Origin of the sequence: Chitinophaga flava, from assembly GCF_003308995.1 — a bacterium.
In the GTDB taxonomy this organism is placed as follows: Bacteria; Bacteroidota; Bacteroidia; order Chitinophagales; family Chitinophagaceae; genus Chitinophaga; species Chitinophaga flava.
The window spans coordinates 3421368-3443123 of record NZ_QFFJ01000002.1 but is presented as its reverse complement, the minus strand read 5'-3'; the positions used below and the strand labels follow the sequence as shown (position 1 = coordinate 3443123).

At 49.4% G+C, this 21756-nt stretch carries 3 protein-coding genes (1 of these 3 cut by a window edge); all 3 read right to left on the bottom strand.

Features of this window, described 5'->3' with window-relative positions; translation table 11 throughout:
- Tightly spaced (each overlapping or abutting the next), the 3 genes in view from DF182_RS29045 to DF182_RS29035 form a layout consistent with a single transcriptional unit that may run on beyond the window.
- Positions 1 to 4391 carry the 5' portion of a non-ribosomal peptide synthetase gene (locus DF182_RS29045; RefSeq protein WP_113619255.1) on the bottom strand. The gene continues 6685 nt to the left of window position 1, outside the view, so 4391 of the gene's 11076 nt are visible here — the first part of the coding sequence; its start codon is at positions 4389 to 4391; its stop codon lies off the left edge, out of view.
- Positions 4388 to 17044 carry a non-ribosomal peptide synthetase gene (locus DF182_RS29040; protein ID WP_113619254.1) on the bottom strand — a complete coding sequence of 4219 codons (12657 nt, stop codon included), beginning with the start codon at positions 17042 to 17044 and terminating at the stop codon, positions 4388 to 4390. The genes DF182_RS29045 and DF182_RS29040 overlap by 4 nt, the downstream gene beginning before the upstream one ends.
- Positions 17041 to 21756 carry a non-ribosomal peptide synthetase gene (locus tag DF182_RS29035; protein ID WP_113619253.1) on the bottom strand — a complete coding sequence of 1572 codons (4716 nt, stop codon included), beginning with the start codon at positions 21754 to 21756 and terminating at the stop codon, positions 17041 to 17043. Before DF182_RS29035 ends, DF182_RS29040 begins: the two co-directional genes overlap by 4 nt.

The window sequence follows — 21756 nt, the reverse complement described above, 5'->3', positions numbered from 1 at the left end:
AACACATTCACCAGTTCATCAAAAGGATAATGCTGGTGTTCATAAGCGCCCAGCGTCACTTCACGCACATGCGACAACAACGAAGCGTAACTTCCGCTGCCGCTGAAACGGGAGCGCAATGCCAGCGTATTGATATAAAAGCCTATCTGCCCTGCCAGGTCAGGATGTTCTCGACCGGCTATAGAACTGCCGATGATAATATCTTCCTGCCCTGTATAACGATACAACAATGCATTCAGTCCGGACAACAACACCATGAACAAGGTGCTGCCGGTATCGCTACCCTGTTGCCGCAAACCTGCACTGAGACCAGGTGCCAGTACACGGCTCACCGCCTCGCCGTTATAGGTTTTCATTGCAGGACGTGTGCGGTCTCCTGTCAGCGACAACACAGGAAGTTCCCCGGAAAAATGTTGTTGCCAGTAAGCACTATGCTCTTGTTGTGAGAGACCCGACAGTTCCTGCCGTTGCCATGCAGCATAATCCTTGTACTGCACACGCAGCGGCGCCAGGTCCGCCGGCTCTCCGCTCCGGGCTGCATTATAATATGACAGCAACTCTCCGATCAGAATATTCATCGACCAGCCATCACTGATAATATGATGTAACACATAGCTAAGCACCCAACGGTTGTCTGACATACGGTACAGCTCCGCCCGCAGTAACGGCCCTGATGACAGGGCGAAGGCCCGCGACTCTGCGGCCGACAACAGCTGCTCCAGCTGGCTGTCCTGGTCCGCCACAAAACGAAGGTCTCGTTCTGTCAGCCGGAACCCGCTGGCAGAAGCCTCCCGCACCACCTGTCTTACTTCACCCTGCCCGTCTTCACGGAAAACGGTGCGCAGCACTTCATGACGTGCTATCAAAGCCGTAAAAGCTGCTGACAACGACTCCACATCAAGCTCACCTTCGAAAACATATACGCCAGGCATATTATAGGCGACATTGCTTTCTTCCAGCTGGCTCAGTATCCACAAGCGGCGCTGAGACGACGACAAAACATAATCTGTCGCATCCGGCACTAACGGTATCGCCTGTACGTCTGTTTTTTTAGCCTGCTCTATAAATAAAGCCTGTGATGACAATACCAGGTGATTGAACAGGTCCTTTAAAGTTACCCGGACCCCAAACACGCGGTGGATCTCATTTGCCAGGCGGATCGCTTTCAGACTATGGCCACCCATTGTAAAAAAGTCATCTTTAACACCGATCCGTTTTTTCTCCAGTATATCTTCCCAGATAGCCGCCAGCTTTATTTCTGTTTCGGTTTGCGGAGCCACATATGTCGTTCCTCCATGGGTACCGTTTTCTTCGGGATCAGGCAACAGCTTTTTGTTCACTTTCCCGTTAAGGGTCAGTGGCAAGGCTTCCAGCTGCATGTAATAGGATGGCACCATGTAAACCGGAAGATGGCTTTCCAGGTAAGCGCGCAGGGCATCAAGGGCCAGCGCGGAATCACCCGTTACATAGGCCACCAGTGAATAAACGCCAGCACTGTCTTTCTTCGCTACCACCACTGCCGCTGTCACGCCTTCATAACCCAGCAGCGAACGCTCCACTTCTCCCGGCTCGATACGGTAGCCCCGCACCTTCACCTGATCGTCTATACGACCAGTGTACGCCAACTCTCCATTAGGCAGCCAGCGGCCGGTGTCTCCGGTGCGGTACATCCGCTCTCCTGCACGGAAGGGGTCTGCTATAAATTTCTCTGCCGTCAGTGCGTCCTGGTGCAGGTAACCACGAGCCAGCACAGGACCCGCGATATATAACTCCCCGGTGACACCCACCGGGCAAAGACTGCCGTTGCTATCGATCACATAAATCAGCGCCCCGCATTCCGGACGACCGATCAACACAGTCTCATCCTCCGCGAGCTCTTTCACCACACAACCTACCGTCGCTTCCGTAGGGCCGTATTCATTGTAGATCCGCATAGCGGGATTCAGCCCTTTCAATATTCGTATATCCGATAATGTTACCTCCTCGCCTCCCAGTATCGCACAGGTGATGTCTGATGACGATAGCTCAAGATGAGGCAGCAGTTTCACATGGGAAGGTGTCAATTTAATACTGTTGATGCCGCTGGACGGAGACAGCATAGTCGTCAATACTTCCTGCAGATCGCGTGTAGCGCTGAACACCGTCAGCGTGCCACCCTGTGTCAGCGGGCAATAAAGGCTGGTGACCGTCAGATCAAAAGACAGGGATGTATATAAACCAAAATGAGGTAATACTGATTCCTTGAAATAATATTGGTTGGCCCACTCTACATAGTTAGCGAGGCTGCCATGGCTGACTCCACAGCCCTTGGGCAGACCTGTGGTGCCGGAAGTATAGATCACATATGCCAGCGAGTCAGCTCTGACCTCTACATCCACGGCTGTTGAAGGGGAGTCAAGCCCTTCCAGTTGTACGTCCATCGCGAAAACAGCACCCACATAATCAGGTACATCAAACATGTAGGTGGTCTGTGTCAGGAGTACAGGTGCGTTCGTGTCTGTGAGTATATAAGACTTACGGGATGAAGGGTACTCAGGGTCTATCGGTACATAAGCCCCACCTGACTTCAGCACACCTAAAACCGCGACCACCATCCAGGGAGAGCGGTCCAGCAGAATGCCTACGAGATCATCAGAATGCACCTCATAGTATTCCCGCAGGTAATGCGCCAGTCGGTTCGATTGTTCTTCCAGTTCTCCGTAGGTGTAGGTGTTTCCTTCATAGATCAGCGCAACGGATGCAGGGTGCTGCTGCGCCTGTTCTGTGAACAACGCAGCTACATTGCGACCACTGTAGTAAGTCCGGGGCTGCTCGTTGAATGAATGCAGCAACAAGCGTTCTGCATCTCCCAGGTAGTCTACCTTATTCAACGCTTGCGAAGGGTTTGACACTACCGATGACAACAGTCGTTCCAGGTGCTGCAACATGCGCTCTGCGGTACTGCGGTCATAGAGATCACTGTTATAAACGAGGTGACAAGCAATCTGGTCACCCGAAGCATCAAAGCTGAAAGTCAGATCAAACTTGCTGCGGTGTATCTCTCCGGAGCCATAACTTTCTATATCCAGACCTTCTGGCGACAACGCTGCACTATCCGTCCCGCCAAAACCTTCCAATACTTCTATCTGTACATCAAACAGCGGGTTACGGCTAAGGTCCCGTTGCAAAGGCAGCGCATTCACCAGTTCATCAAAAGGATAATGCTGGTGTTCATAAGCGCCCAGCGTCACTTCACGCACATGCGACAACAACGAAGCGTAACTTCCGCTGCCGCTGAAACGGGAACGCAACGCCAGCGTATTGATATAAAAGCCTATCTGTCCTGCCAGGTCAGGATGTTCACGACCGGCTATAGAACTGCCGATGATAATATCTTCCTGTCCAGTATAACGATACAACAACGCATTCAATCCGGACAACAACACCATGAACAAGGTAGTGCCGGTATCGCTACCCTGCTGGCGCAGACCTGCACAGAGACCAATGGACAGCACGCGGCTCACCACCCCGCCATTATAGGTCTTCATTGCAGGACGTGTACGGTCTCCTGTCAGCGACAACACCGGAAGTTCTCCGGAAAAATGTTGTTGCCAGTAAGCACCATGCCCCTGTTGTGAGAGGCCGGAAAGCTCCTGTTGCTGCCACGCAGCATAATCCTTGTACTGCACACGCAGTGGTGCCAATGCCGCCGGCTCTCCGCTCCGGGCTGCATTATAATACAATAGCAGCTCCCGGATCAGAATATCCATCGACCAGCCATCACTGATGATATGATGCAACACATAGCTGAGTATCCAACGATTGTCTGACATATGATACAGTTCCGCCCGCAGCAATGGCCCTGATGACAGGTCGAAGCCCTGCGACTCAGCGGCCAATAACAGCTGCTCCAGCTGGCTGTCCTGGTCTGTTGCAAAACGAAGGTCTCGTTCTATCAGCCGGAACCCGCTGGCAGAAGCCGCCCGCACCACCTGTCTTACTTCGCCCCGCCCGTCTTCACGGAAAACGGTACGCAGCACTTCATGACGCGCTATCAAAGCCGTAAAGGCTGCCGACAACGCCTCCACATCAAGCTCGCCTTCAAAAACATATACGCCGGGCATGTTATAGGCGACATTGCTTTCTTCCAGCTGGCCCAGCACCCACAGACGGCGCTGGGAAGAAGACAGTACATAATCAGCCGCATCCGGCACTAACGGTATCGGTTGCACGTTCTTCTCCCTGCGGGACAACAAGTAGGCTATCAATTCTTCTCTGTGCTGCTTTATCCGGGGAATAACAGTATCCAACACCACACCATCAGGATAATCTATCTTCAGTTTTTCCTCTTCCAGATAAACATTAATATTCATATCAGCTAATTCTACGATCAGCTTTGTTATATCTTTCATATTTCAATAGTGTTTCTGCTTTTTCCATTAGCATTTACTGATTGGCCAACCCATTTATCAGCCCTGATAAGATCGCTCATTCCTTCTATGGTGGGGCTTCTGAAAACCTCACGAATGTTCACACTTACCCCAAAAACGTTGTGTATATGGCCTATAAGCCGGGTTGCCTTAATACTGTGTCCTCCCAGTTCGAAAAAATTATCCTTTACGCTTATTTTGTTTCGGCTCAGGATTTCCTGCCAGATCAACAGTAATTTTTCTTCTGTTTCATTACGTGGCGCCACATATTCAATTCCTGTATGTAGCCCGGCCTCTTCAGGATCCGGCAATGCTTTCCTATCCACTTTCCCGTTGGCATTCAGCGGGAACTCCTCCAGCTGAACAAAATGAGCAGGCACCATATGTAGTGGCAAATAGCTAACCAGGTATGTTCTCAGGCTGATTACATCCAGCGCCCCGCCGGCCACCAGGTAGGCTATGAGGACCTTCTCACCGTATTTATCCGTCCTGGCTACCACCGCTGCTTCATTTACAGGAGCATAGGTTTGCAGGGCATTTTCTATCTCGGCCAATTCCACGCGATATCCCCGGACCTTGACCTGATTGTCTTTTCTTCCAACAAACAAGATGTTGCCATCCGGCAGCAAGCGGCCAAGGTCGCCGGTTTTATATAGTTGTTCGCCAGGCTTGTAAGGGTGCGGAATAAATTTTTCAGCTGTAAGCAGCGGGTTGTTCAGGTAGCCGGCGGCCAGGCCATCACCACCTACATATATCTCCCCGGTGATACCGATACCACATAACTGCGTATAGTCGTCCAGGATATAAGCGGTACTGTTGCTGACAGGCCTGCCGATGGGAATATCTTCTGCTACTGTGCCCACGGTGTAACACAATGAGAATGTGGTATTCTCTGTAGGACCATACCCATTGACGATCTCCATAGAAGGGTACTGCTTCCGCAGCATAGTTATATGTGAAGCAGAAAGCCTGTCGCCGCCCGCTATTATTGTCCGTATTCCTTCAAAGAGACCAATATCCTTATCCACCAGCTGATTTAGCCAACCGGCAGTAAACCACATGGTAGTTACCTTATGTCTGCTGATCAGGGCCGACAGCTGGCCGGTATCCAGTAAAGTATCCTTATCGCTTAGGATTAAACGACCTCCGTTCAATAACATGCTCCAGTATTCAAACGTGGTTGCATCAAAGGATACAGCCCCCGTTGACAACAGTACTTCATCTCCGGTAAGTTGTATGAAGTTGCTGGAACGTACCAGTCTAACCACGCCTCTGTGCAGAACTGATACTCCTTTCGGCATACCAGTGGTACCAGACGTGTACATTACATAGGCAATATCTTCTGGATGTATTTCCCGTACCTTCGACACTGGTATGTCATCTGCTTCAGACAACGGCGCGCCGAATATGAAAACATCTCCCTTGTAATCTTCAAGGCCGGCGGCATATGCCGGCTCCGTTATCACCAGCCCCGATCCGGTATCATTCAGCATAAACAGCTGACTGGCCACAGGAAATTCGGGGTCTATCGGAACATAGGCGCATCCTGCCTTCAGCACGGCCAGGATAGAGATGAGCATATCCGCTGACCGGTTGAGCAGGATTCCTACAAAACCGCCCTGCTGCAAGTCATAAGAAGATATCAGGTGGTCAGACAGGTGGTCTGACAGTTCTTCCAGCTGATGATAGGTATAATGCTGGTCTTCGAATACCAGTGCAGTATTGGTGGGGGTACGCCTTGCCTGTTCACGGAACAGGGATACGATATTGCTGTTACGCGGATACTCCACTGTTGTTCTATTGAATTCATGCAACAGTTGTTCTTTCTCCGCATCGCCCAGATATTCCAGTTGATATAATGGTAGATCAGGATTTTTTATGATGGATGACAGCAGCCGCTCCAGGTGAGCTGCTAGTCTTAATGCTGTTGACCGGTTATATATATCGGTGTTGTAAGTAATGCCTAGCTGCAATACGTCTCCTGTTTCTATAAAGGTGAGCTGCCAATCGAACTTGCTGACAGGAAGCGCACCTGTTTCATACTCGCTGACACTGGATAAACCGGACTGCGCGTTCCATCCCGTATAGTCACTACCGTTATTCTGTACGGCAACCACTGTATCAAACAAAGGATGACGGCCCATATCATGCTGCAGCTGTAATGCCTCCACCAACTCATCAAAAGGATAAACCTGATGTTCATAAGCACCCAGGGTAATCTCCCTGACATTATTCAACAGATCCACATAACTGCCGGTTCCTTTAAATGCTGTACGCAATGCCAGTGTGTTTACATAAAAACCTATCTGGTTCGCAATATCGGCATGATCACGCCCGGCTATAGGAGTGCCGATAATAATATCTTCCTGTTCTGTATACCTGAACAACAAGACATTCACCGCTGCCAGCAATCCCATGAACAAAGTGCCTCCATGCTGACCACTCAGTTTTTTGATCCCGCTGGTGATTTCTTCATTGATGGTCACAGTAACGATATCACCATTATATGTTTTAATAACAGGTCGTGTATGATCTCCAGGGAAAGCCAGTACCGGCAATGTGCCTTCAAACTGTTTCAACCAGTAAGAGCGATGTTGTCCGAGCGTGGTTCCTGACAACTGCTCCTGTTGCCATACGGCATAGTCCCGGTATTGTATCTTCAGGGGCTCTGGCTTGGTGAATGTACCGTTCAGATATCCCTGATAGTATTCGGATAATTCATTTATCAGGATATTCATAGACCAGCCATCGCTGATAATATGGTGCATTACATAACTCAGCACCCATCTGTGTTCCGATAACCGGAAGAGGCCAGCCCTCAATAACGGCCCTGATGACAAGTCGAAGGGTTGGATAGCCGCATCTTCCAGTAATTTCTTCAGGGCTGTTTCCGGTTCAGCATCCTGCCGCAAATCAGTATAGGAAAACAGGAACCCTGATTCTTCCGGCGTACAGACCACTTGTCGGGCAGTTCCATGTTCGTCTTCCCGGAATACAGTTCTGAGTATTTCATGCCTGGCAATCAAAGTATCAAATGCCAGTGTTAATGCCTGCTGGTCCAGCATTCCATTGAATACATATACTCCCGGCATATTGTATGCGATGTTACTGTCTTCAAACTGGCTGAGCACCCACAGGCGGCGCTGGGAAGAAGACAATACATAATCCGGCTGCTCCTCCACCGGCGCTATCCCCACGAAGGCGGATTTTCCTGCCTGATCTATCAAACCGGCTTGTTCTTCCAGCACAAGGTGGGCAAACAAATCCTTCAATGGCAGTTTCACATTAAACACCTTATGTATCTGGCTGATCACACGGATAGCTTTCAGGCTGTGGCCACCCAGATCAAAGAAGTTGTCCTTAACTCCCACATTCTCCACCTCCAGCACTTCCTCCCAGATATGCACCAGCTTTCTCTCCGTTTCATTACGCGGTGCTACATACACCACGCCGGTTGATACTTCCAGTTCATGTGGATCGGGTAATGCAGCTCTGTCCACTTTTCCGTTGGTGTTTAAAGGCAATTGCTCCAGTTGGACGAAATAAGCCGGTATCATATGAACGGGGAGGATATTCCTGAGGTAAGACCGCAGGTCTGCTGTCTCCAACGTTTCATGGCTTACGACGTAGGCTACCAGGAGCTTGTCTCCATCGCTACCGGGTCTTGCTACTACTACCACATTCTCTACCTGTGCATACCGGCGGATAACGCTTTCCACCTCTCCTGTTTCCACCCGGTATCCCCGGATCTTCACCTGGCTGTCTTTTCTTCCGATGAACACAATATTGCCATCCGGCAGCAATCGGCCAAGGTCGCCGGTTTTATACAGTTGCTCGCCTGGCATATAAGGATGTGGAATAAATTTTTCTGCAGTGAGTGCGAGGTTGTTCAGGTAGCCGGCTGCCAGGCCATCACCACCTACATATATCTCCCCGGTGATTCCGATACCACACAACTGCGTATAGTCGTCCAGGATATACGCTGTACTGTTACTGATAGGCCTACCTATGGGGATATCTTCTGCTACCGTACCGACAGGGTAATACAATGAGAAGGTGGTATTCTCTGTGGGGCCATACCCATTAATGATTTCCATAGAAGGGTACTGCTTCCGCAGCATAGCTATATGTAAAGCAGAAAGCCTGTCGCCTCCCGCTATTATTGTCCGTATTCCTTCAAAGAGATCAATATCCTTATCCACCAGCTGGTTTAGCCAGCCGGCAGTAAACCACATGGTAGTTACCTTATGTCTGCTGATCAGGGCCGACAGCTGGCCGGTATCCAGCAAGGTATCCTTATCGCTTAGGATCAAGCGGCCTCCGTTCAATAACATGCCCCAGTATTCAAACGTGGTCGCATCAAAGGATACAGCCCCCGTTGACAACAGCACTTCGTCTCCGGTAAGTTGTATAAAGTTGCTGGAACGCACCAGTCTAACCACGCCCCTGTGCAGGACTGGTACACCTTTCGGCATACCGGTGGTGCCGGACGTGTACATCACATAGGCTATACTTTCAGGATGGATTTCCCTTGCCTTCAACACCGGCGGGCCATCTGCTTCCGGCAACGGTGCGCCGAACATAAAAATATCTCCCTTGTAATCTTCAAGGCTGGTAGCATATGCCGGCTCCGTTATCACCAGCCCCGATCCGGTATCATCCAGCATAAACAGCTGACGGGCCACAGGAAATTCGGGGTCTATCGGAACATAGGCGCATCCTGCCTTCAGCACGGCCAGGATAGAGATGATCATGTCCACTGACCGGTTGAGCAGTATTCCAACAAAACTACCCTGCTGCAGGTCATAAGAAGATATCAGGTGATCAGACAGGCGGTCTGACAGCTCTTCCAGCTGATGATAGGTATAACGCTGGTCTTCAAATACCAACGCTGTATTGCCGGATGTACGTCTGACTTGTTCCCGGAACAGCGATACGATATTGCTGTTACGCGGGTACTCTGCTGTTGTTTTATTGAATTCATGCAACAGTTGTTCTTTCTCCGCAACGTCGAGGTAGTTCAGCTGATACAGCGGCAAATCAGGGTTCTTGGTGATGGATGACAATAGTCGCTCCAAATGCCCTGCTAATCTTAATGCCGTTGACCGGCTATATATATCAGTATTATATATCAGGCTTGCCTGCACCTCATTTCCTACTTCTATAAAATCAAAGGCCAGATCGAACTTGCTCACTTTTGTTTCGATATCTCCGTAATTATCCACCCTTATTCCTTCCATCTGCCAGGAAGTCCCTTCGGTAACGGCATCCTGTAAGACTACAGATACATCAAACAGTGGATGACGTCCCGGATCATGCCGCAGATGCAGCTCATTCACGAGATCGTCAAAAGGATACAGCTGATGGTCGTAGGCACCTAATGTAACCTGGCGTATATGCTCCAGGAGTTCGCGGAAGCTGTTGTTTCCCTTGAAACGGGCACGCAAAGCCAGGGTGTTCAGATAAAGACCAATCTGATCTTCCAGGTCTGTATGTCCGCGGCCCGCGATCTGACTACCGATGACAATATCTTCCTGCCCGGTATGGCGGTATAGTAATACATTTACGGCCGCCAGCAGTACCATAAATAAAGTAGCGTCCTGTTCCTGCGCCAGTGCCGTGATAGCACTGATGGTCTCAGCAGGAACCCTGTAGCTCACTATATCCCCGTTATAGGTTTTTTGTGAGGGGCGGCCATGATCACCAGGAAGCTCCAGTACCGGCATGTCCGTAGCAAATTGTTCCAGCCAATAAGACCGGTCCTGTTCAAGGGCAGGCCCACTCAGCTGTTCACGTTGCCAAACGGTATAATCCTTATAATGTATCCTTAAAGGAGGGAGAAGATCCGGTGTTTCCTTTACCCTGGCATTATACAGCAGCAGTAGTTCCCTGATCAGGATATTCATTGACCAGGCGTCGCTGATAATATGGTGCATCACAGTACAGCAGACCCATTCATCATCCTCAAGCTGGTATAATGCGACCCGGAACAATGGCCCTGCGGCCAACTGGAACGGTGCCCCAACGGATTGTTCCAGTAATGACGTCAGTTGCAACCGCGCATCTTTTTTCATCCGCAGATCAAAAAATAATGGGCCCGCAGTTAAGGCGGTACCTTCTTCTATGAACTGCTGTATCTCTCCATTCTCATCTTCCCTGAACACGGTCCTGAGAATTTCATGCCTGTCTACAAGGGCCTCCAGGGCTTCCAGGAATGCGACTGTATCAAGTTTTCCGGAAAACGTATATACGTTGGGGATATTATATGTAGCATTACCACCTTCGAACTGGCTCAATATCCATAGCCTTCGCTGAGATGAGGACAGCGGATAGTGTGGCTGCAGGGGAATAGCCGGTATGAGGGAAAATGAATCCTGGCCCGCCCCTGCTATCAGTTGCGCCTGTTCTTCCAATACAGCATGCATGAACAGGTCATTCAGCGACAATTTCACATCAAATACCTTATGTATTCTTGCTCCCAGCCGGGTCACCTTCAGGCTGTGCCCTCCCAGTTCGAAAAAGTTATCCTTCACACTAATCTGCGGCCTGCCCAGTACCTCCTGCCATAGCTCCACCAGCTTTTCTTCGATTGTATTACGGGGAGGCACATATGCGTTACCGTTATATAGTCCCGGAGCAACAGGGTCCGGCAGTTTTTTCTCGTCTACTTTACCGTTAACCGTCAGCGGAATTTCATCCAGCACCACATAATAGGCTGGCAGCATAAATGAAGGCAGCAGCCTGGAGAGATAAGCCTTTATGTCTGTAACATGTAATGCCGTATCGCCGGCTACATAGGCCACCAGCTCTGCGTCGCCGTCAGCTGCGATCCTTGCTGTGACCACCGCCGATACGACTCCTTCGTACTGCTGTAATACATTGACGATCTCTCCCAGTTCCACCCGGAATCCACGGATTTTCACCTGTCTGTCAAGGCGGCCACCATAGACTATTTCACCGCCCGTTGTCAGTTTTACCAGGTCGCCGGTACGGTATAAACGGCTTCCCTCCCGGAACGGGTTGTTGACAAAACGTTGCCGGGTAAGGTCCTCCCTGTTGAGGTATCCGTTGCACACGCCGGCCCCGCCTACATATAGTTCACCCCAAACCCCCGGAGGCACCAATTGCCGGTGCTGGTCCAGTATATATGCGCTCAATGTGGGGATAGGCCGTCCTATGTTGCTGATATTGGCAGCTATCTCATTCTCCGTAATTTCCTTATAGGTAACATGTACCGTTGTTTCAGTGATACCATACATATTCACCAGCCGCACATCCGGGTACTGCTGATGCCATCCTGCAAGTCTGCCCGGACTGAGTGCTTCGCCTCCGAATATCACATAACGCAGGTTAAGCGGAAGCTCTTCATTCTCCAATATATGCTCTGCTATGTTGTAGAAAGAAGAAGGCGTCTGATTACATATAGTCGTTCCCGTATGTTTCAGCAATGTGGTAAAAGCTGCAGGGTCCTTTGTGGCCGCCGTAGGAACAATTACCAATTTACCTCCGTAAAACAAAGCGCCATACATCTCCCACACAGAAAAATCAAAACAGTAAGAGTGAAACATGGTCCATACATCATCCTGATTAAAGTCAAACAGTTCACTGTCATTCTTAAACAGGCGGACTACATTCCTATGGGTGATCAACGCACCTTTGGGATTACCTGTAGTTCCTGAGGTATAGATGACGTAAGCAAGGCTATCGGGAGTGCCGGCTGGAACCGGATTGCCTGTACTATACTGATGTTGCTCCTCTTTGAACCGGAGCAGTAACTCATCTGTGACCGCCAGTTTACTGCGGCTATCGTCCATCATATAATCAATACGCTCCTGAGGATAAGCCGGGTCCATCGGCACGTAGGCACCTCCCGCCTTTAGTATGGCCAGGATAGTGATGATCATCCACTCCGTTCTCTCCAGTTTAATGGCTACGAGGTCGCCGGCTGCAAGGCTGCAGCGTTCTTTCAGAAATGCACTCAGCTGGTTGGCAGTTTCATTCAGGGTTAGATAAGATAACGTTGTATGCTCAGATATAATGGCAATATTGTCTGGCGTTTTTCCAGCCTGTTCTTCGAAAAGGCTGGTGATTGTTTTGTGTTCAGGATAAGTTACAGCAGTATTATCCAGCAGGGTCAGCAAACTATTTTTTTCATCAGGACTTAAATAATCAAGCTGTCCGATGGCCACAGAAGGGTCTTTTACAGCAGCCTGTAACAACTGTTCCAGATGCGCCAGTAACCTGGCCGCTGTGCTTTCATCGTATATATCACTGTTATATACCAGGCTGGCGCGTAGTTCTTCTCCTGTTTCAGCAAAGTCGAACGCAAGATCAAATTTACTGACAGGATTGACCGTTCCTGTAAACTCCTGCATGCGAAGCCCTGTAAGCTGTTGCTGCGGCGTATCATGAAGGGTTGCGTTCTGCAATACAACAGACACATCGAACAGCGGATGGCGGCTCATATCATGCTGCAACGACAGCGAGTCTACCAGGTCATCGAAGGGGAATAGCTGATGCTCATACGCCTTCATGGCTGTTTCTCGGGTTTTCTCCAGCAGTTCGCGGTAATTGTCAGATGCGCTAAACCTCGAACGGAGGGCCAATGTATTCAAATAGATGCCTATCTGGTTTTCCATGTCCGCATGCTCTCTTCCTGCAATCTGGCTGCCGACGATAATATCTTCCTGGCCGGTATACCTGTACAAAAGCGTATTTACAGCTGCTAGCAATCCCATAAACAACGTTGCACCCTCTTCCCAGCACAATGTTTTGATACCCTTTAGCGTCTTTTTGTTCAGCTGCCTGTGTACAGCGTTACCCCGGTATGTTTTCATAACCGGACGGGTGCGGTCGCCAGGCAGGTTAAGTACAGGCAGGTCGCCGGCAAACTGTGTAAGCCAGTAAGCTCTGTGCTCTTCCATGGCCGCGCCGTTCAGTTGTTCCTGTTGCCATGCTGCGTAATCTTTATATTGGATACGCAATGGCGTTAAGGCGGCAGGAACGCCCGCAACAAATCCATTATACAGGCCGAACAGCTCCCTGATCATCACCTCCATCGACCACGCATCACTGATGATGTGATGCATGGTATAACCCAGTATCCATTTATCATCCGCCACCTGGTATAACGCCACACGGATCAGAGGACCGACAGTAAGGTCAAAGGAAGCCTGGAACAACTCCTGCAAACAATCAGATAGATATGAAGGTGCTGCATGTTGTCGTATATCCCTGTAGGTTAGTATTCTGTCACTTGTTTTATGAGGAATGATAAACTGCCTGATATCCCCATTTTCGTCTTCTCTGAAAACAGTTCTTAGAATTTCATGACGGTCGGTCAGCGCCTCCAGCGCCAGTGAGAAAGCGGACCTATCGAGGGTTCCGGACAATTCAAATGCGCCGGAGACATTATAGGCAATATTACCATCCTCAAACTGGCTGAGGACCCATAACCTTCGTTGGGAAGACGACAGTGGGTAATGAGGCGAAGCAGCTGTTGCCGGTATGGCCCAGAACTGGTTGCTACCAGCTTGTGTGATCAATTGCGCCTGTTCTTCCGGCGTGGCGAAGGTAAAAAGTTCATTGAGCCCAATCCTGACATTGAATACACGGTGAAGCTGGGCCGCCAGCCTGGTGGCCTTTAAGCTGTGGCCGCCAAGATCAAAAAAATTATCTTTTATCCCTATCGGCTTCTTCCCCAGAATCTCTTCCCAGATCATTACCAGCTTTTCCTCTGTTTCATTCCCCGGAGCGACGTAGGCTGCTGTAATGTCTTCTATATAGGAGAGCGCCGGAAGCTGTTTCCTGTCTACCTTTCCATTGGAGGTAACGGGTAGCTCCTCCAGCTGTATTATATACCGCGGCACCATATAGTCAGGCAATATTGTACTCAGATATGCCTGTATATCTGCTGAAACAATGGCCGTCATGCTGGTAACATAAGCTGCCAACACCTTGTCTCCTGCATTATTGGTCGTTACTATCACTACCGCAGAACGGATTTGCGGATGTAACTGTAACGCATGCTCTATTTCTCCCGGCTCAATTCTATATCCATGTATCTTTACCTGATCATCTACTCTTCCCTTGTATTCAATATTGCCGTCAGGCAGCCACCTGCCAGCATCTCCTGTTCTGTACATCCGTACTCCTTCCCGGAAAGGGTCAGGTACGAATTTTCTGGCAGTCAGCTCCTGCTGATTCAAATAGCCCCTTGCCACCCCGGCGCCGGCAACACAAAGCTCGCCTGTAACGCCCACAGGCACTACTCTGCCGGTACTGTCCAGTATATAGATGCGGGTATTATCAATTGGTTTCCCGATTGAAATATCCTGCCGGAAGATAGCCGTATCAACAGACCTGAAAGAATAGGTTGTACATCCGACAGTGGCTTCCGTAGGGCCGTATTCGTTGATGATCTCCACATCCTGCCCCATTTCAGCGAGGAAGCTGATATGTCCTGACTGCAATGCCTCACCTCCCAATACAAGCCTTCTGGCCCACTGCATGCTGCTGTTGCTTTGCATAGCAGTCTCCAGTAGCTGCATATGTATCGGCGTCAGTTTGATAAAGTCATAAGGTGCGTATTGACGGAAGAGCGTATCATTAAAAACAGTTGCGGGACCGTTTTCTGCGATCACCACTGACCTGCCGTGTAACAGCGGCATGAAGATAGCAGTCAGTGATGCATCAAACGTGTAGGAAAGATGTATGTAGCTGCCGGTAACATTTTCATCATCTCCGATATAACTGGTTTTATTGTTCAGCAGATAGTTCAGGAGATTCCCATGCTCTACCATCACCCCTTTGGGATTCCCTGTAGACCCTGATGTGTAAATAACATAAGCCAGCTGCTCCGGCCTAACAGGCGGTGCATCCAGCTCCGCAACCGGCTTCAATCCTTCTGACTGAATATCTGCAGCAAAGATCTTTCCTTTGTAATAAGTCAGCTCAAAGAGATAATCCGACTGTGTGATCAGCAAATCAATCCCCGCATCCGACATCATAAACGCTTTCCTTTTTTCAGGATAGGAAGGATCTACAGGCACATAGGCAGCCCCGGCTTTTAATACACCCAATATGCTGACAATCATTAACGCCGATCTGTCGAGCATAATACCGATCCTTTCATCGGCAGCCACCCTGTGATTTGCAAGCAGGTAATTGGCCAGCCGGTCCGACTGTTCGTCCAGCTCTTTATAGGTAAGTGTTTCCTTTTCGTGGATCAGTGCTGTATGTGCAGGCCTGTTGAGCGCCTGTTTTTTAAAGAGGTCCAGTATCGTCTTAAATGGTAGCGGCGGCGTATCGGTATCATTAAAATCTGTCAGTATTTTTTCCTGCTCCACTTCGGTCAGCAGCGTTAGCGCGCTGATGGCGGCGGTTGGCTGTTCCAGTATTTGTCTGATCAGGTTCACAAGATGTTCTCCTATCTGTCCGACAATCGTTCTATCAAATGAGAGTGCGCTATATTGAAAATTAATGCCTGTAGTTTCTCCCGGAACAATAATACAGGTGAACCCAAAAGTATTGTACCCTACGGCTGTTGACTCTACCAGCGAAAGGCCACCTGTCAGGTCCTGCGTCCGCATCTGGGTTGGCACATTCTGAAACTGTAATATATGATCGAACAGTGGCTGGCCGGCTGATTGCAGCTCCGCGAGCTGGATATAGTGATGTTTCAGCCCTTCAACCGATCGTTGCTGTACATCCCGTAAAAGCGTTCTGACAGAACTGTCATTCTCCAATTGTACACGTACCGGAATAGTATTGATAAACAGCCCTATCATTTCCTCCATCCCTCTTACTTCTCCGGACCGTCCTGATACCACGGAACCGAATACTACATCGTTGCTGTCGTTATACCGGCTTAATAATATAGCCCATACCGACTGGAAAAACGTATTTTCCGTTACTTCCTCCCTGGTACAAAATGTTTTGATACTGCTGCTTATATCAGCAGAAAGGCTGAAGGCATATTCACTGTCTGCCTGCTCCTGCCTGGTATGTGCTGACAGACGGGGCAAACTGCTCCGTGTATCGAAACCATCCAGATAATGGTTCCAGTAAGACAAGGAATTTTTCCTATCTGTTTTCATCAACCATTCGATATAACCGGAATAGGGATAAACCCGAGCCAGTGAAGGGCGGATATTATTCAACAGGCAGGAATAGATCTTAAAAAACTCCTGTATCAATATGCCTACGCACCAGGCATCCATCAGTATGTGATGAAAGCTCCAGATAAATTCATACGTATCATTATCAGATTCCAGGACGGTCAATCTCATCTGCGACCCTGCATGCAGATTGAACCCTTTTTCCCTGTCGGCACGCTTATACTGTTCAGCAGAGAATGTGCTGTCTCCCGCTATATTTTTATAGGTAAATACAGCTTCCGCTTCTTTTCTCACCACCTGTAACACCTGTGGTCCCAGCTCCTGTGTAAAAAACGTTCTTAATGCTGCGTGTCTTGAAACGAGTTCCTGATAACTACTGCGCAGGAGGTTTACATTCAGCTTACCCTTCAACTGATAACTTTGCTGCATCAGATAAGCCTGCGAATCAGGAGCGCTCAGCCAATGGAAATACAAACCTTCCTGTAAAGGGCTTAAGGGATAGACATTCTCTATCATAGCATCTGATTTAATTTTTGTAATTGTTCCATACTTACACCCTTGTAGGTAAAATCAACAGGGCTTACATGTTCTGCTTCCTCTTCTGATAAATGGTTCACCAGTTCTTCCAGGTGCCGGTGATAAGCTGCTAGCAGGTTTTCGATAGTCGTGGCGTCATATTGCTGCCGACTATAGCCAACGGCTATACGTAGCTGGCCTCCGGCTATCATACCGGATACTTCCAGGATAAAGGCCCGCGGCCGTTCCGGAGAGATCGTTTCGCCGTGGTAATCACCGCTGAACTCAAACAGCGGTTCTTCGGATGTACCTACGCTACCACCAAAATCTCCCAGGTAGTTGAAGCTGATCTCCGGCGACAATGCATATGATTTCCCTGACAGATAACGAAGCATGCCGTAACCAATACCTTTATTGGGAACCCGGTGCAGGTTTTCCTTCACGGATATGAGCTGCCGGATCATATCGCGGTCCCTGTTCACGGCTATCACAACAGGATATAGGGTAGTAAACCATCCTATCGTGCGGCTTACATCCACATCGCCGCCGATGTTTTCCCGGCCATGGCCCTCCAGCTGTAATACAATATGCTCAAGGCCTAATATTTCTGACAACGACAGGCTCAGTGCTGTCACCAGCAAGTCGTTGATTTCAGTACGATAAGCTTTGTAACATTTTGTGAGAAGACGCTCCGTCATTGTTTCATCCAGCGTGAATGAACGGGTCTCTGTATCTTTTACCTGGTTAGCGCCGGAGGCATGGTCCAGCTGTAATGGCGCAATGGTGTGAGATTCCACCTCCGACCAGTAAACAGCCTCCTCATGCAACGCAGCTTCTGATGCATAAAGCAGCAGCTGCTGTTGCCAGTAATTGAAAGAATCGGTCTTTAATGGCAGTTGCAATGATTCTCCGGAATCATATTGTCTCAAAAGTGTGGACAGGTCATCAAACAATATCCGCCATGATACCCCGTCCACTACCAGATGATGTACTACCAGCAACAGCCGGTCTGCTTCCGGGCCGCGGAAAAGGCAGGCGCGCAACAAGGGACCTTTTTCCAGCTCAAAACCGGATTGTATACGCTCACAATGTTCCCGGAAAGAAGTTTCATCAGCCCCGGCTACGACCTCCAGCGAATACCCTTGTTCAGCGCCCAGGTTTTCCTGTTCCCAGCCATCCGTGGTGTGGCGATAAACCATCCGCAAGGCATCGTGATGCAATACGACTTTTCCGAGAACCGCACGCAAAGCCGCTTCAGATACCGATTTACGGCTTTGCAGCAATACGGATTGATTATAGTGATGTTTGTACGGAGAAGGATTATTCAGGAACCAGCACTGGACCGGACTTAACGGTATAATCCCGGTTATCGCTCCTTGTTCTGCTATACGGCCGGCCACTTGCAATTGTGGTGCAAGCGCCTCAATGGTAGGATACATCAGAATATCTTCAGGCTTCAGGGAGTAACCTTTCTGTTTAAGCCGGGACAATATCTGTATCGATTTTATTGAATCCCCTCCCAGTGCCAGGAATCCGGTGGTGATGCTGATTGGTCGTCTATTCAGCACTTCTTCATAAACTTCAGCCAGCAATGCTTCCCGGTCATTACGAGGTGCCACATAATCCGCTCCTGCAACAGTCCCGTGTTCTTCGGGATCAGGCAGCAACTTTTTGTTCACCTTCCCGTTAAGGGTCAGTGGTAAGGCTTCCAGCTGTACATAATAGGATGGCACCATGTAAGCCGGAAGATGGCTCTCCAGATAAGTGCGCAGACCATCGGGGGCCAGCGTGGAGTGGGCAGTCACATAAGCTACCAACACACGAGCACCGGTGCTATCTGTCTTTGTTACCACCACTGCCGCCGTCACGCCTTCATAGCTTAACAACGAGCGTTCCACTTCCCCTGGCTCGATGCGGTAGCCCCGTATCTTCACCTGATCGTCTATACGACCGGTGTATACCAGCTCCCTGTTAGGCAGCCAGCGGCCGGTGTCTCCGGTGCGGTACATCCGCTCGCCTGCACGAAAAGGGTCCGCTATAAACTTCTCTGCCGTCAGCGCATCCTGGTGCAGGTAACCCCGCGCCAGCACCGGGCCAGCGATATACAATTCCCCAGTGACACCTATGGGACACAGATTGCCGTGGCTGTCGAGCACATAGATCAGCGCCCCGCATTCCGGGCGACCGATCAGCACCGCCTCGTCCTCCTCCAGCTCTTTTACCACACAGCCTACCGTCGCTTCCGTGGGGCCGTATTCATTGTAGACGCGCATAGAGGGATTCAGCCCTTTTAATATTCGTACATCCGATAACGTTACCTCCTCGCCACCTAATATTGCACAGGAGATGTCCGAAGATGATAATCCAAGATGAGGCAGCAGCTTCACATGCGAGGGTGTCAGCTTAATACTGTTAATACCACTGGACGGGGACAACATGGTGGTCAGTACCTCCGGCAGATCGCGCGCAGCGCCGAACACCGTTAGCGTACCTCCCCGCGTCAGCGGGCAATAGAGGCTGGTGACCGTCAGGTCAAATGACAGGGATGTATATAAACCGAAATGCGGTAAAACAGATTCCTGGAAATAATATTGATTAGCCCACTCCACATAGTTGGCCAGGCTGCCATGATTGACTCCACAACCTTTAGGCATACCCGTAGTACCCGAAGTATAGATCACATAAGCCAGCGAGTCAGCTGTGACTGCCGCATCCACGGTGGCTGCCGGGTAGGCAGCCAGATCATGCTTATCCATTTCAAGTATGGTACCGTTGTAACCTTCCAGCCGGGACATACAGGCTGCTTCTGTTAATAACACGCTGATACCGGTATCAGCATAAATGTATGATTTACGGGAAGCCGGATAATCCGGGTCTATCGGTACATATGCTCCTCCCGATTTCAGTATTCCCAGTACTGCAATAATCATCCAGGGCGACCGGTACAACATGATGCCTACCAGATCATTCCTGCTGATATTATGATGAAGGAGATAATTGGCAATGCGGCTGGATTGTTCATTTATCTCCCTGTAGGTAAATCTCCTTTCTCCGGAGATCAACGCCGTTCTTTCAGGGGTCTCCAATGCCTGCGCTTCAAACAAGGCTATTACCGATTGTCCGCTGAAATATTCCCGGGCAGGGCTATTGAAAGACAACAGCTGCGCTTTATTCGAGGTGCTTAAATAATCCAGGTGACTGACAGGAATATCCGGAGCTGCCACAGCTGCAGCTATTATTCGTTCCAGGTGAGTCAACAAGCGCTCAGCAGTATTGCTGTCGTAAATATCAGTGTTATAAAGGAGCTGTATGCGTATAGTCTTTTCCGTTATAAAGAAATCAAAGGCCAGGTCGAATTTGCTGCGCTGGTTTATACCTTCTTCATAGCTGCTGATCTCTACCCCTTCCACCTGCTGCCGGATTTTGGCATGCTGATCATCGGTGTGCTGTACTGTAACCATCACATCAAACAGCGGATGGCGGCTCATATCCCGTGGTAGTTGTAAACCCTCCAGCAGATCTTCAAAGGGATAGTCCTGGTGCTCATAAGCTCTCAGAACCGTTTCCTTTACATGCCCCAGTAGCTTTACAAAACTATCGGACGCATTAAAACGAGTACGAAGCGGAAGCATATTGACATAAAAACCAATCTGGTCGGCTATATCGGGGTGGTTTCTTCCTGCTACCGGGCTGCCGATAATAATATCTTCTTCCCCTGTATACCTGTACAGTAATACGTTTACAGCTGTCAGCAGTCCCATGAACAAAGTGATACCCTGACTGTTGGCTAATTGTTTTATATCCCTGGTAAGTGCCTCATCCAGTATGCGGTCTGCACTTGCACCGCTGAATGTCTTTACCGGCGGGCGGGGCTTATCACCATGCAGCGACAGTACAGGTAATTCGCCTGCAAGCTGTTGCAACCAGTAAGAACGATGAACTACCTGCGCATCACCCTGCGCCTGTTGCTGCCAGGCTGCATAATCCTTATACTGAATGCGTAAGGGGGGCAATGCCGCCGGAACATTACTGACAGTCGCATTATAAAAGTGCAGTAACTCATGGACCAGTATATCCATTGACCAGCCATCACTTATGATATGATGCATTACACAACAGAAGAACCACTCATCTTCTTTCACCTGAAACAAGTCTGCACGAAGCAGCGGACCCGCACTTAAATCAAAAGGCTGAAGAGACAATTGCTGCAACGATCTGCGCAACCGGGCTTCTACGTCCACTTCCTGTTGTAAATCGTGCATGGTTATTTTAAATCCTGATAACTCCGGAGTAAGCACAAACTGTCTTACGTTTCCATCGTTATCTTCCCGGAAGATGGTCCGTAGTATTTCATGCCGGGCGATAAGGTTTTCAAAGGAACGGTTGAATGCAGCCCGGTCCAGCTTTCCCTTGAATACATATACGCCAGGGATATTATAGGCCACATTTCCTTCTTCATACTGGCTGAGTATCCATAATCTTTTCTGAGATGATGACAACATATAGCCGTTGTTCTCCGGGAGCGGGAGAATTTGTTGCGATTCATATACCTGCAGCGTTTTCAGGTAACTGATCAGGCTGTCTTTTGATAGCCTGATTTCATCCAGGATAGATGGGTCTACTCCCTGTTTGGGCAGCCTTACTTTCAGATCACTTCCTTCCAGCTTTATATGAATATTATTCTCCCTTAGTTTGGATAACAGCGTTCTCAT

Excerpts from the sequence above, each read along its gene's own strand:
- DF182_RS29040 (WP_113619254.1), bottom strand. The coding sequence starts at position 17,044 with ATGATAGAGAATGTCTATCCCTTAAGCCCTTTACAGGAAGGTTTGTAT.
- DF182_RS29035 (WP_113619253.1), bottom strand. The coding sequence starts at position 21,756 with ATGAGAACGCTGTTATCCAAACTAAGGGAGAATAATATTCATATAAAG.